Source organism: Mesorhizobium escarrei (assembly GCF_935825525.1).
GTDB lineage: Bacteria > Pseudomonadota > Alphaproteobacteria > Rhizobiales > Rhizobiaceae > Mesorhizobium > Mesorhizobium escarrei.
In genome coordinates this window covers 4,832-17,423 of sequence record NZ_CAKXZT010000132.1, presented here as the reverse complement: position 1 = coordinate 17,423, position 12,592 = coordinate 4,832, and the positions used below count along the sequence as shown (strand labels likewise).

The 12,592-nt window shown below is 60.8% G+C and carries 15 protein-coding genes, 1 tRNA gene and 2 pseudogenes; 8 read left to right on the top strand and 10 right to left on the bottom strand.

Going from position 1 to position 12,592, the window contains the following annotated elements:
• Nucleotides 1-40 precede the first annotated feature (40 nt).
• Complete coding sequence (tkt, locus tag NMG80_RS18710; RefSeq protein WP_254019462.1) at nt 41-2,071, bottom strand: transketolase; 2,031 nt, start codon at nt 2,069-2,071, stop codon at nt 41-43.
• A 304-nt stretch (nt 2,072-2,375) separates the two neighbouring features.
• On the opposite strand from tkt, the gene NMG80_RS18705 reads away from it, so the two are divergent.
• The 4 genes from NMG80_RS18705 to NMG80_RS18690 all read left to right on the top strand — a co-directional run bounded on the left by NMG80_RS18705 (nt 2,376) and on the right by NMG80_RS18690 (nt 4,915).
• Complete coding sequence (locus tag NMG80_RS18705; protein ID WP_023797069.1) at nt 2,376-2,648, top strand: DUF4164 domain-containing protein; 273 nt, start codon at nt 2,376-2,378, stop codon at nt 2,646-2,648.
• Between the two features lie 11 nt (nt 2,649-2,659).
• Complete coding sequence (locus NMG80_RS18700) at nt 2,660-3,025, top strand: cell division protein ZapA (RefSeq protein ID WP_254019461.1); 366 nt, start codon at nt 2,660-2,662, stop codon at nt 3,023-3,025.
• Between the two features lie 212 nt (nt 3,026-3,237).
• Complete coding sequence (locus tag NMG80_RS18695; RefSeq protein ID WP_254019460.1) at nt 3,238-3,897, top strand: peroxiredoxin; 660 nt, start codon at nt 3,238-3,240, stop codon at nt 3,895-3,897.
• 145 nt (nt 3,898-4,042) lie between these two features.
• Nucleotides 4,043-4,915, top strand: a complete 873-nt coding sequence (locus NMG80_RS18690) for an MBL fold metallo-hydrolase (protein WP_254019459.1) — start codon at nt 4,043-4,045, stop codon at nt 4,913-4,915.
• A gap of 101 nt (nt 4,916-5,016) precedes the next feature.
• Here NMG80_RS18690 and NMG80_RS18685 read toward each other — a convergent pair whose 3' ends face one another.
• From NMG80_RS18685 to NMG80_RS18675, 3 genes are all read right to left on the bottom strand, one after another.
• Nucleotides 5,017-5,631: a hypothetical protein gene (locus tag NMG80_RS18685; RefSeq protein WP_254019458.1), complete on the bottom strand. Its 615-nt coding sequence runs from the start codon at nt 5,629-5,631 to the stop codon at nt 5,017-5,019.
• Nucleotides 5,632-5,923: 292 nt separating this feature from the next.
• Nucleotides 5,924-6,835: an RNA polymerase sigma factor RpoH gene (gene rpoH, locus NMG80_RS18680; protein WP_023797074.1), complete on the bottom strand. Its 912-nt coding sequence runs from the start codon at nt 6,833-6,835 to the stop codon at nt 5,924-5,926.
• A 208-nt stretch (nt 6,836-7,043) separates the two neighbouring features.
• The gene (locus tag NMG80_RS18675; RefSeq protein ID WP_254019457.1) at nt 7,044-8,129 is read right to left on the bottom strand and encodes an RluA family pseudouridine synthase; all 1,086 of its coding nucleotides are present in this window, start codon (nt 8,127-8,129) and stop codon (nt 7,044-7,046) included.
• A 26-nt stretch (nt 8,130-8,155) separates the two neighbouring features.
• Between NMG80_RS18675 and NMG80_RS18670 the strand changes: the two genes are divergently transcribed.
• The 3 genes from NMG80_RS18670 to NMG80_RS18660 all read left to right on the top strand — a co-directional run bounded on the left by NMG80_RS18670 (nt 8,156) and on the right by NMG80_RS18660 (nt 9,103).
• Nucleotides 8,156-8,533 (top strand): fimbrial protein, encoded by a 378-nt coding sequence (locus NMG80_RS18670; RefSeq protein ID WP_254019456.1) that lies wholly within the window; start codon nt 8,156-8,158, stop codon nt 8,531-8,533.
• Entirely contained in the window at nt 8,530-8,937 is a 408-nt protein-coding gene (locus NMG80_RS18665) for a VOC family protein (RefSeq protein ID WP_254019455.1), read from the top strand. Before NMG80_RS18670 ends, NMG80_RS18665 begins: the two co-directional genes overlap by 4 nt.
• Nucleotides 8,938-9,028: 91 nt before the next feature.
• Nucleotides 9,029-9,103 (top strand) — tRNA-Glu (locus NMG80_RS18660).
• 312 nt (nt 9,104-9,415) lie between these two features.
• Here the strand turns inward: NMG80_RS18660 and NMG80_RS18655 are convergent.
• Together NMG80_RS18655 and NMG80_RS18650 are read right to left on the bottom strand one after the other, a co-directional pair.
• On the bottom strand, nt 9,416-9,718 hold the full coding sequence (locus NMG80_RS18655; RefSeq protein WP_254019454.1) for a hypothetical protein: 303 nt from the start codon (nt 9,716-9,718) through the stop codon (nt 9,416-9,418).
• A 63-nt stretch (nt 9,719-9,781) separates the two neighbouring features.
• Nucleotides 9,782-10,402 carry a hypothetical protein gene (locus tag NMG80_RS18650; RefSeq protein WP_254019453.1) on the bottom strand — a complete coding sequence of 207 codons (621 nt, stop codon included), beginning with the start codon at nt 10,400-10,402 and terminating at the stop codon, nt 9,782-9,784.
• A gap of 91 nt (nt 10,403-10,493) precedes the next feature.
• Here NMG80_RS18650 and NMG80_RS18645 point away from each other — a divergent pair.
• A pseudogene (locus tag NMG80_RS18645) lies at nt 10,494-10,721 on the top strand (helix-turn-helix domain-containing protein); the annotation flags it as partial.
• Between the two features lie 28 nt (nt 10,722-10,749).
• Here NMG80_RS18645 and NMG80_RS18640 read toward each other — a convergent pair.
• The 4 genes and pseudogenes from NMG80_RS18640 to NMG80_RS18625 all read right to left on the bottom strand — a co-directional run.
• The gene (locus tag NMG80_RS18640) at nt 10,750-11,001 is read right to left on the bottom strand and encodes a hypothetical protein (RefSeq protein ID WP_128171165.1); all 252 of its coding nucleotides are present in this window, start codon (nt 10,999-11,001) and stop codon (nt 10,750-10,752) included.
• Between the two features lie 187 nt (nt 11,002-11,188).
• Nucleotides 11,189-11,482, bottom strand: a complete 294-nt coding sequence (locus tag NMG80_RS18635) for a hypothetical protein (protein WP_254019451.1) — start codon at nt 11,480-11,482, stop codon at nt 11,189-11,191.
• Nucleotides 11,483-11,986: 504 nt separating this feature from the next.
• Nucleotides 11,987-12,280, bottom strand: coding sequence for a hypothetical protein (locus NMG80_RS18630; RefSeq protein ID WP_254019450.1), 294 nt, complete (start codon nt 12,278-12,280; stop codon nt 11,987-11,989).
• 81 nt (nt 12,281-12,361) lie between these two features.
• Nucleotides 12,362-12,592, bottom strand: a pseudogene (locus tag NMG80_RS18625) (ATP-dependent DNA ligase); the annotation flags it as partial.

Below are 12,592 nucleotides of genomic sequence, written 5' to 3'. Positions count from 1 at the left end.
GGCAAAGAATCCAGCCGTCGATGGGTTGGATTTAAGTCCATTAGGTCGCGGCTGCCGGCGAAACCGCCATGTGCGGTTTCGGTTCGCCGTGCAGGCGGGCTTCCGCCGCCTTCACCGTCGCTTCGGCGGTGATGCCGAAATGCGGATAGAGCTGTTCGATCGTGCCGGAGGCGCCGAAGCCGGTCATGCCGATGAAGATGCCGTCGGTGCCGATGAAATGATCCCAGCCCTGGCGGATGCCGGCTTCGATAGCGATCTTGATCGGCGCGTTGCCGATCGTCTTGTTGCGGTAATCGGCGCTCTGCTTGTCGAACAATTCGAAGCACGGCACAGAGACGACGCGGGTCGGATGGCCGTGCTTCTCGAGCGCCTCGCGCGCCGCCAGCGCAATCTCGACCTCGGAGCCCGAAGCGAAGATCGTCACCGCCGCATCGCCATTGGCGGCGGCCAGCTCATAGGCGCCCTGGCGGCTGAGATTTTCCGCAACGAAGTCGTTGCGCACCGTCGGCAGGTTCTGCCGGGTCAGCGCCAGCGTCGAAGGCGTCTTTTCCTGCTCGAGGGCCAGTTGCCAGCATTCGGCGGTCTCGACCGCGTCGGCAGGGCGGAAGACATTGTGGTTCGGAATGGCGCGCAGTGCGGCCAGATGCTCGACCGGCTGATGGGTCGGGCCGTCTTCGCCGAGGCCGATGGAATCATGGGTCATGACGAAGATCGAGCGGATGCCCATCAGCGAGGCGAGCCGCATCGACGGACGGGCGTAGTCGGAAAAGCACATGAACGTGCCGCCATAGGCGATGAGGCCGCCATGCAGCGTCAGTCCGTTGAGTGCGGCGGCCATGCCGTGCTCGCGGATGCCGTAGTGAACGTAGCGCTGGCCGTAATCGTCTGCCGTGATGTTCTTGGTCTGGCTGGTCTTGGTGTTGTTGGAGCCGGTCAGGTCGGCCGAGCCGCCGATGGTTTCCGGGACGGCGCCGTTGATGATTTCGAGCGCCATTTCCGACGATTTGCGAGTGGCGACCTTCGGTTTGTCTGCGGCGAGCTTCTTCTTGTAGTCGGTGATGACGGCGTCGAAATTAGCCGGCAGCGTGCCGCTGATGCGGCGCTCGAATTCGCTGCGCAATTGGGCGTCGGCCTTGGCAAGGCGGCCTTCCCAGTCGGCGCGTGCCTTGACGCCGGTCTTGCCGGCGTCGCGCCAGGCATCGAGGATGTCGGCAGGAACTTCGAAAGGCGGATAGTCCCAGCCGAAGAATTTTCTCGCGCCGGCGATTTCATCGGCGCCTAGCGGCGAGCCGTGCGCCTTGTTGGTGCCGGCCTTGGTCGGCGCGCCGAAGCCGATCGTCGTCTTGCAGGCGATCATCGTCGGTTTGTCGGAATGGCGGGCCGCCTCGATGGCATAGGCGATAGCTTCCGGATCCTGGCCGTCGATGTGGCTGGCGTTCCAGCCGGACGCCTGGAAGCGGGCGACCTGATCGGTGTTGTCGGCCAGCGAAACCGGGCCGTCGATCGAGATGTTGTTGTTGTCCCAAAAGACGATCAGCTTGTTCAGCTTGAGATGTCCGGCAAGCGCGATGGCCTCCTGGGAAACGCCCTCCATCAGGCAGCCGTCACCGGCCAGCGCGTAGGTGTAGTGGTCGACGAGATCGTTGCCGAAGGCGGCATTCATGATGCGCTCGCCGAGTGCGAAGCCGACCGAATTGGCAAGGCCCTGGCCGAGCGGGCCGGTGGTCGTCTCGATGCCGGCGGCATGGCCATATTCGGGATGGCCCGCCGTCCTCGATCCGACCTGGCGGAAATGCTTGATCTGGTCGAGGGTGATGTCGTCGTAGCCGGTCAGATAGAGCAGCGAATAGAGCAGCATCGAACCGTGGCCGGCCGATAGGATGAAGCGGTCGCGATCGGGCCAATGCGGGTTCTTCGCATCGTATTTCAGGAAACGCGTGAACAGCACCGTGGCGATGTCGGCGCAGCCCATGGGCAGGCCGGGGTGGCCGGACTGGGCCTTCTCGACGGCGTCCATGGAAAGAAAACGGATCGCATTGGCCATCCGGTCATGTTGTTCGCGCGAGGTCATGCTTCCTCCAGTGTCGGGGTTCGGGGCCTTGGGAGAGCCCTGGAAAGGGGTGCGCGACACATAGCAGGCGCGGCCTTTTAGTCAACAAACCGGCGCGCTTTTGCCGGTCTTGTTAGTCAGTAAACCGGCGCTTCTGCCGGTCTTGCGATGGCGCCGGAAGGGCTTTGGAGGCCTAAATTAGCGTTAGCAGGGGACAGTCGCGAGAGCTTTATTGACGTTGGCTTCACACGGCGCGTAATGTTTCAGACATAACGCGTTCTGAACGTGGATGATTCGGTGATGGGCAGGGCGCAGGACGAAAGCCATGACCGGGGAAACGACACTCAAGGAAGTCATCGCCAGGCTGGGTAAGGCCATCGAAGGGCTGGAAAACGCCGTCGCGGCCAAGCTCGAGCACGAGCGCGACTACACGGAAGCCGAGGCGGAGGTGCAGCGCATGAACGCCGACCGCTCGCGGCTGGCGCAGGAACTCGACAATTCCGAAGCGCGCGCCGAACGGCTGGAAGACGCCAACAAGGAAGTGTCGCGTCGGCTGGTGACCGCCATGGAAACCATCCGCGCCGTGTTGGACAGATAGGGGCTGGCCCAATGGCACAAGTCACGGTTTCCATCGATGGCAAGCAGTATCGCATGGCTTGCGACGAGGGCCAGGAAGAGCATCTGATCGACCTTGCCGAGCGCTTCGACCGCTATGTCTCGCATCTGAAAGACTCATTCGGCGAAATCGGCGACCAGCGGCTGACCGTAATGGCCGGCATCATGGTCATGGACGAGCTTTCGGAACTGCAAAAACGCGTCAAGGGCATGGAAAGCGAAGTGCTGACGCTGCGCAAGACGCGTGACGACGCGCTGACCAAGGCTGACAAGAACGATACCGTGCTGACCCATGCGCTTGGCGCGCTCGCCCAGCGCATGGAAGATCTGGCGACGACGCTGACGGTGAACAAGGTCTAGATTTCCACTGCTGTCGTGCCCAAACGCCCTATTGAGCCGGCATCAATGGGCGGGAAATGCTGCTTTTCACGACAAAAGGCGAAAAAGTTTTCGCCGCCGGCCCCGGTGCCGGTGCAACAGGCGTATGAAGGATGACGCCGCAGTGGTAAAAAGGCAGAAGCAGGGCCGGCGGATGGTCAATGCCGGCTGCAATCACAGGGTAGGGACGCATCATGAGCCTTCGTATCAATGATACCGCGCCGGATTTCACGGCCGAAACTACGCAAGGGACGATCAACTTCCACGAATGGATCGGTGACGGCTGGGCGGTGCTTTTCAGCCATCCGAAAAATTTCACGCCGGTCTGCACGACCGAGCTCGGCACGATGGCCGGGCTGGAAGGCGAGTTCAAGAAGCGCAACGTCAAGATCATCGGCATTTCCGTCGATCCGGTCGAAAGCCATGGCAAATGGCAGGATGATATCAAGAAGGCGACCGGCCAATCGGTGAACTACCCGCTGATCGGCGACAAGGACCTGAAGGTCGCCAAGCTTTACGAGATGCTGCCGGCGGGCGCCGGCGAAACCTCGGAAGGGCGCACACCCGCCGACAACGCGACGGTGCGTTCAGTTTATGTCATCGGCCCCGACAAGAAGATCAAGCTGGTTCTCACCTATCCGATGACGACCGGCCGTAACTTCGATGAGATCCTGCGTGCGATCGATTCCATACAGTTGACCGCCAAGCACCAGGTGGCGACGCCGGCGAACTGGAAGCAGGGCGAGGACGTCATCATCACCGCCGCCGTTTCCAACGAGGATGCGGTCAAGCGGTTCGGCGCCTACGAGACGATCCTGCCGTATCTCCGGAAGACCAAGCAGCCCTCCGCCTGAGCGGGCGGCACGGAAGGATTTTCGGCCTTTTGCCTCACCCGAGGCATGCGGTGCTTGACGGCGCGGCGCCGGCGGATGACCATGCTCTTCTTTTACCCCGGTCAGGAAAACCATTCCTGCCGGGTGGGAGTTGAGGGAGCCGGGATTGGACGCATCATCGGCCAAGCTGCAGGTGGCAGGCTTTTACGACAAGCCGAGCGGGTCCATCCAGTATGTCGTCGCCGACCCGCAGACGCGACGATGCGCAATCATCGATCCGGTCCTCGATTTCGACGAGAAGTCCGGCGCCACTGCCACGAAAAATGCCGACGCCCTGCTCGACTTCATTAGAGATCGACGGCTGGTTGTCGAATGGATCCTCGACACCCACCCGCATGCCGACCATTTCTCCGCGGCACACTACCTCAGCACGAAGACAGGAGCGCCGACGGCGATCGGCGAGAAGGTCGTCGATGTCCAGAAACTGTGGAAGGCAATCTACAACTGGCCGGATTTTCCTGCCGACGGATCGCAGTGGAGCAGGCTGTTTGCCGACGGCGAGACCTTTTCGGTCGGCGGCATTCCGGCAAAAGTGCTTTTTTCACCGGGCCACACGCTGGCCTCGATCACCTACGTGATCGGCGACGCCGCTTTCATCCATGATACGCTGTTCATGCCTGACAGCGGCACGGCGAGAGCGGACTTTCCCGGCGGCAGTGCCGCGCAACTCTGGCGATCGATCCAAAATATCCTCGCGCTACCGGAGGAGACGCGTCTGTTCGTAGGTCATGACTACCAGACGGAGGGGCGCGAGCCCTTGTGGGAGAGCACTGTCGCGGAACAAAAATCCAAGAACGCCCATGTTGCGGCGTGCAGGACGGAGGCCGATTTCGTAGCGTTGCGCGAGGCGCGCGACAGGACGCTGCCGATGCCGAGGCTGATCCTGCACGCGCTGCAGGTCAACATGAATGGCGGGCGCTTGCCGGAACCGGAATCCAACGGGCGCCGGTATTTGAAGTTTCCGCTGGATTGCCTTTGAGGGGTTGTAGCAATTCCAGGAAGTCAGCGCCGCCCCTCATTGTCCTGCCAGACATTTCTCCCCGTATAGCGACGGGGAGAAAGACGCCAGCTAGTCTGGCTTCAGGGTTTTGTTCGGCGGGCTAGATGTTCATACGTGATTTGCCAAGGGTCGCTCTCGGAGGGTCTTTCCTCGCCGATCCAATGGAAGCTGTTGGCAGTGATCTCGGTGAAACGCCATCGGGTTCTCAGACCGCGCGAGTCAGTGCCGAGCTGGACAATGTCCTTACCCTCGGCCCGCCCGATCTGGCGCGAGTGATCTCGGTTGAGCGGGTCGTTCCATATGATGTGCCAGCCATCGATCCCAGGATCGAAGATGCGCAAAGTCGTGCCATACATCGTGGACGGCGCAGGGCGCTTGGGCCTGATCCAAACGTCCTGAATCGCCCGGCCTTCGAGCACCCAGCCAAAATGGCATTCTCCATTCCACTTCTGGATTGTGCCGTCGTCCAGAAAGTGGACCGTGTCCATTTCCCAGCTTCCAATTAGCCATCCATACAGGTCCATGTCTTTCGCTCTGTTGGCTGGAGGACCTTCGGATCCGAGAGCGGTGAGAAATGGAGAAATCGTCATCGTCATACTGCCTTTGGTTTCCAAATAGACGAGCTCAACTGCCCAGCGCAGCGGCGGCCCATTGTCACGGCCGCCTGCCGCAAGCGCCGCCTTGTGGAATTTCACCACGGAAGCCCATGTCGGCGCCGGAACATTGCCGCCACAATTTGCAGCGTTGCGGTTTCCAGGGCTTGGGGAAAATTGCTATAATGCCGCTAGAGTCGGCCAGGCTGATCAGACCGATGGTTGAGCGATTTGTGGCGACGGTTCGGGTGTTTTCGCGAAGGCGCGGCGGAACCGGCAACCTAGCTAGAATATGGCACCAAGGGCCAGTTCTCCCGGCAGTCGGAGGACCCATAAAATTAAGGCGGCGCCAGTTACCTGACGCCGCCGTTTTCATTATTTCCGTCGGAAGGCTTTACGCCGCCGGCTGCGCCTCGATGGTGCGCAGCGCCTGCATCTGGCGCTTGGCTGCGGCCTTGACCGCGTCCTGCACCTTCTCGAAGGCGCGCACCTCGATCTGGCGCACGCGCTCGCGGCTGATGTCGAACTCGGCCGACAGCTCTTCCAGCGTCAGCGGCTCCTCGGCCAGGCGGCGCGCCTCGAAGATGCGCCGCTCGCGCTCGTTGAGCACGGCAAGAGCGCCGGACAGCATGCCGCGCCGGTTTTCCAGCTCGTCTTGCTCGATCAGCGCCTCTTCCTGGCTTTCGTGGTCGTCGACCAGCCAGTCCTGCCACTCACCGGACTCACCTTCGCTCGCCCGGATCGGCGCGTTGAGCGAGGCGTCGCCCGACAGGCGGCGGTTCATCGACACCACTTCCGCTTCCGACACGTTGAGGCGGGTGGCGATCTCGGCGATCTGCTCGGGCTTCAAATCGCCGTCGTCGAGCGCCTGGATCTTGCCCTTCACCTTGCGCAGGTTGAAGAACAGGCGCTTCTGGTTGGCGGTGGTGCCCATCTTGACCAGGCTCCACGAGCGCAGGATGTATTCCTGGATCGACGCCTTGATCCACCACATGGCGTAGGTGGCGAGCCGGAAGCCGCGCTCCGGTTCGAATTTCTTGACGGCCTGCATCAGGCCGACATTGCCTTCCGAGATCACTTCGCCGATCGGCAGGCCGTAGCCGCGATAGCCCATGGCGATCTTGGCGACGAGCCGAAGATGGCTGGTGACGAGCTTGTGCGCAGCCGTGGTGTCCTCATGCTCAGCGTAACGCTTGGCGAGCATGTACTCTTCCTGCGGCTGAAGCATCGGAAAGCGACGGATTTCTTCCAGGTAGCGGCTGAGGCCGCCTTCGCCGGAAACGATACTGGGTAGTGACTGGGCCATGATAGCGCCCCTCTCTCTTGGAGTGGTGCCCCCTAAACGCGGCGGGCATATGTCGCGAACGCCAAAAGGCTCGTTCGCGACAGCGGATGTATACAGGAACAAAACCAGAAGGGACAGCATTTGGTTCAACACGAAACAGTGTGTCACGCCAAAGTGAACAACGCGGGTCAGGTTTTTGCCGATCTGGTTTTGAATGGATGAAGCCGGTTCAGAGTCTGCGGAAGCCGTCCACAAGTTCCTCCATGTCCCTTGGTAGCGGTGCCTCGAACCTCATCGGTAAATGGGTAGTCGGATGCCGAAACTCAAGGAGGCGGGCATGCAATGCCTGTCGCGGAAAGGCCTTCACTTGGCCTTTCAGCGGCTCGGGCAGCCGGTTCGCCTTGGTGCGAAAGGCTTGGCCGTAATCGGGATCGCCGACGACCGGATGGCCGATATGAGCCATGTGGACGCGGATCTGATGGGTGCGGCCGGTCTCGAGCCGGCATTCGACCAGGCTCGCCGTGGCAAACTCCTTTTGCTGCTCGCCAAAGCGCTCGACCACGGTGAAATGGGTGACGGCGTGGCGGGCATCGTCACGGCCCTCCGGCACCACGGCACGGCGCACGCGGTCGGCGGCGCGACCGAGCGGCTCGTCGACCGTGCCGGTCGGTCTCATCGGAATGCCCCAGACCAGCGCCAGATAGGCGCGTTTGAGATCGCCGGTCAGGCCATGGTCGGCAAAGGCTTCCGACAATGATTTGTGGGCGCGGTCGGTCTTGGCCACGACCATGACGCCGCTGGTTTCCTTGTCCAGGCGGTGGACGATCCCGGGCCGCCGCACACCGCCGATGCCGGAAAGACTGTCGCCGCAATGGTGGATCAGCGCATTGACCAGCGTGCCGGTCCAGTTGCCGGCGCCGGGATGGACGACCAGCCCCGGCGGCTTGTCGATGACGATCAATTCATTGTCTTCATAGAGGACGTCGAGCGGGATGTTCTCGCCTTGCGGCTCCGCCGGCTCCGGCTCCGGCATGTCGACCGCTACGCGTTCACCGGCTGCCATCTTGCGTTTGGTCTCGATGACCGGCTGGTCGTCGACCTTGACGGCGCCCTGTCTGATCAGCATCTGCACCCGGCTGCGCGACATGTCCGGGCCGAGCTTGCCCGCCAGCCATTGGTCGAGCCGCTGGCTGGCCGCATCGGGGCCTGCTTCCAGCACTATTGATCCGCCGTCTAGCGATCCCCCGTCTGGCGATCGGCCCGTACTCGATCCATCCTCTATCAATATCGGGGTCTCTTCGTTATGAGCGCTCATCGAAAATCGTTCCGGAATGTTTTGCCATGGCTGCTGTCGATGAAGACGAGGAAAAGCCGCTCGACCCCGAAGTCGAAAAGGTGCGCAAGAAGCTCGTCCGCTTCGTCGCCATCAATCTCGGCCTGCTGTTCCTCGCCCTTATGGTGGTGATTGCAGCCCTTGTCTACAAAACGCGCACCGCGCCACCGGCAGCCCCATCCCTTGCCGGCGACATCCAGGTGCCATCAGGCGAGCCGCTGACCGGCGACATCGTGCTGCCGGTCGGCGCCAAGGTCATCAGCCAGTCGCTTTCCGGCAATCGCGTCTCCATCGATGCGGAGCTTGCCGACGGCAGCCGCGCCATCTTTGTCTACGACATCACTGAGCGCCGCATCATTGGCCGCTTTTCGATCCGCAACAAATGACTGGTTTCGCCGAACATCGCCGCATCGCCACCGTCGCGCTTGTCGTCGCCAATTACGACGAGGCGATCTGCTGGTATGTCGACAGGCTGGGCTTTTTGCTCACCGAGGACGTCGATCTCGGCGGCGGCAAGCGCTGGGTCACGGTGGCGCCGGCAAACGGACAAGGCGCGCGCCTGCTGCTGGCCGAAGCGGCCGATGATGCGCAAAAAAATAGCGTCGGCAACCAGACCGGCGGCCGCGTCTATTTGTTTCTCGAAACCGACGATTTTGTCCGCGACCACGCGGCAATGCTCGCAAAGGGCGTTGAATTCCGCGAGGCGCCACGCCATGAGGCCTATGGCACGGTGGCAGTTTTCGTCGATCTCCACGGAAATCTCTGGGACTTGATCGAGCTAAAACGATAGGCTTGCAACGGATATTTTTCCCGGCATCATTGACTGCCAGAAGCCCAGTTGCTTTTTCCCGGCCGTCAGCCTATATCGCCGGTTCTTGAACGCGCCCATCGTCTAGCGGTCAGGACACCGCCCTCTCACGGCGGGAACAGGGGTTCGATTCCCCTTGGGCGTACCAGCAAAATCAAGCACTTAAGCCTCCCTAGCCTGATTTCATCGAATATCCACCGAATAAACCCCCGCGAATTTCCCTGAACAGACCCGGCGTGAAGCCGGAACCGCCCTGGTTGCTTTCCAAGGGTTTCCTGCGACTATCGGGTCCACGCGGGGACATGGACGCGACATGGGAGGGGCTTTTATGCGGCTCATCAGATCGCTGGTGAAGTGGGGCTGGCAATGGTTGCGGCTGCAACTGGCGAAGGCCAAACGGCGATAAGCCCGCCACCGTGAGGCAGCGGGCTTTGTCAAGTGGAAATGTTTTTTCGGTTGATCAGTGTCGTCCCGCGGGCCCCTCAAGAAACTCCATGAAGTTTTCCACCACCTTGTCCGAGGGTGTTGACCGGGAATTGCAGGCACTAAGAATGGCGGCAGCGATCTTCAGCATGTCGGTGCGACTTCCAACAATCTTTGAGACCACGGCGTTTTCCGTGCCGCCGTCATAGGTCGAGCGCTGCAAGACATGCAGCGTCAGCCTGAGATTGTCGCCCATGATCTGGAGCGGGCCGGCGCCAGTGACGAACGTGTCAGAGACGCAGAACGGCTCAACGGTCGGGGCGGAAGTGAGCGCGTTCATGCGGCACCGCCGGTTGCAAGACGCCTGATATCGGCGGCGATCGAAAGGTAGGCTTCGCTCGGATCAGAAAAATTCTCCAGTCCTAATCTCTGGCCTGCGCGGATTTTCACCGCCATACCTTCGAGGGTGTAGGCAGGGATCGCGAAGATGGCTTGCCGGCTTCCCACTCCTCGTCGCAAACGCGTTGAATGCCTCTTCGGCAGCGTCCACCCCGCCTTCGCGGTTTATCTCTTCCCATTTGGCATGATACGCGTCCTGCAAGGCCTTGTTCGCGGCCCTCTGCTCACCACGCTCCTTGAACCATGCGCGAATAGGCTCAGGAATTTCTTGGCAGTCGCGAATTCTCCTGTCGAGATTCATTTCATGAAGATGGTCCGGCATGTCCGGATCTTCCCACTTCGGAGGCCTTGGTGGGTAAAGCTTCTCGCACTTTCTACCGACCTTCCTGCAGACTTTCGACGCCCTTACCATCCGAGCGTGAGCGGCCTCCATTTCCTTGTCGAGCGCGAGCAGCTCGGCGTCTGGATGCTCGGCAGACGCGGCCGGGATGGTCGCGGCTGAGACATTGCGCACGGCTGCAGACGTAGCGGCGAGAGCGAGGCCTGCCCCTGTCAGGTTAAGCAGGCGGCGGCGATTGATTGCGGGCATGCCTTCGGCGGCTGCCCGAACGGTGATGTTCGGCATTAGATTCCTCCGTTTGCGATAATGTTACACTAATGATATAAGGCTGAACCGATTAACGAAGTCAACATCTTTAATGCGAGGTTTGATTAAAATGGGAATTTCGTCTGCCCAATGCCGGGCCGGCCGTGCGCTTATCGGATGGTCGCAAGATCAACTGGCGATGGCTTCGAAGGTGGCGAAGGCGACAATTGCAAATTTCGAAGCCGGGAAGCGGGCGCCATATGATCGCACATTGCTCGATCTTCAGACAGCCCTCGAAGCCGCCGGCGTCGAGTTCATCCCGAAGAATGGCGGCGGCGCCGGCGTGAGGCTGAAGAAGGATTGACGCGCCGCCCGTGCCCGCCCGATCAGGACGCTTCCTGCACTTCCTCGACTTGTGGCGTCACGGGTGCAGGATTAATGACGTAGGTGTTCGAGGTCAGGTCGCTAGTAGATCGGATGATGATGCCGTCGTCTCTTAATCGGACAAACGTTGCCCTTGCGATACGCATGGGCTTGCCTTTGGCATCTGCGGCTGTGACTTTGTTCGACCAGGGAACGTGAGTGATGGTGTCAACGCGCTTGAGAAAGCGCTTTTCCGTCTCGGTCAACTCGATCACGCGCGTTCCTCCATATCGTTGGCAGCGTTTGGTTGGCCGGTAACGCCGGTTATGCGACTCCGTTCCAAGGACCCAAAGGCAGACAGGCGCATGGGTCGCTGCCTATGTCGAGAAACTCACAGTGGACGACCTTGAGGCTAAGGGCTTCCTGCCGAAAGGCGCAGCAGAATAGCTATGCTCGTCCCCGTCAGCCGGGAGGAGTGTAGAGCGGCTCTCTGCATCGATGAACCAAGCACTGGCCATCGCGCGTCGGCACAAACCCTACCGCTGGGATTAACGACCAGTCGCACGCATTACTGTACCGGCGGACGTAGAGGGCATAGGTGTTCGGGCCGGTGGTCAGCACCGCCGAGCCATGGTTCTGGATTAGCGCCTGCGTCTGTTGGCAGGTCATGGCGCGGGTGTCCGGCCTGGCCTGGGCGAGGGTTGTGAAGGCAAGCGTGACCGCTGCCGAGGTCAACGCAATCCGGCGAATGGACATGACGAGACTCCCATGATGAGCCATTTGGTTGACAAACTCGCATGTCGCAGGGCAGCTGTGCAATGGCGGCCTCCAAATCGGAATTCCGGACTGGAGCAAACCGCCCGCCCCGTGCGAGGACCATCTGGCAGCATAACCATGACCTTCGCCGGCTACCGACTAAAAGTGACTATCTGGGATAGTTCGGCGATGTCGCCGTAGATCATCGAACCTTTGACGAGAAAACACTTATCACCGAGGACTTCGAAGAGTGAGCTTGACGCGGTGCAAACCGGCAGATTCTTCGAATTGGCGTATGTACCGAGCGTCGCGGTTTCGACCTTACGGTCCGCGGCTTCGGCATAGCTGACGCTGATCGCGAGGACAGCGAAAGCAAGGTGGCTCGGGGATAAGTAAGCTCGCGACATGCATCAAAATAGCACCGGCCCTTGATGGGTTTCGTCCATCGATTGGATGAAGTGGTCCATTATATTAGCTATCACTTGACTAAGGTGCTGGCCACTTTCAGCCCCCTCGTTCGAAAGTTGGCTTCCAGTCGCGATTGCGCGCCCGCTGCTGGCCTTCGTAGTCAGGAACGCATGTGAAGAACACCTGCCGGCAGTCACGACCGGCAGCCTTGCAATTCGAGCAGACAAAGAGCCCGACCAGGTCGTCGTGCATCGAGCCGTGGTCACGGCCGAGCCTGTCGATCAGCGCCTGGATGTCGAGCTTCGTCGATTTGCAGCACACCGGGTGTCCGCAATTGAAATAGATGGTTTCGCGGGCGGCCAGAGTGTCGGCGAGGGTCTTTTGGGGCATGGCGATCTCCGTTGAAGGGCTCGCCGCAACGGGAGGAATATAATCCTGACGTTGGCGCCGGCAAGTTCCGCCCCACGGCTTTCAACCGCTAGCTTCGTCCCAGAAGTCCTGCAGCGATGCGTGGCGAAGGTCTTCCTCGCCCCTGAGGTGTTTCACACGGGCCTTGATACCCGGCTTGACCCACTGCGTTGCCGGCCGCTTTGGCATCTCCTTGGGCGGTGGCCCGGCATGTTCCTGGACACGCTTCCACAGCCGCTCCCGCATCTCGCGATTGACGCTCACAAACGCACTGCCGACATATTTGCGGGTCCC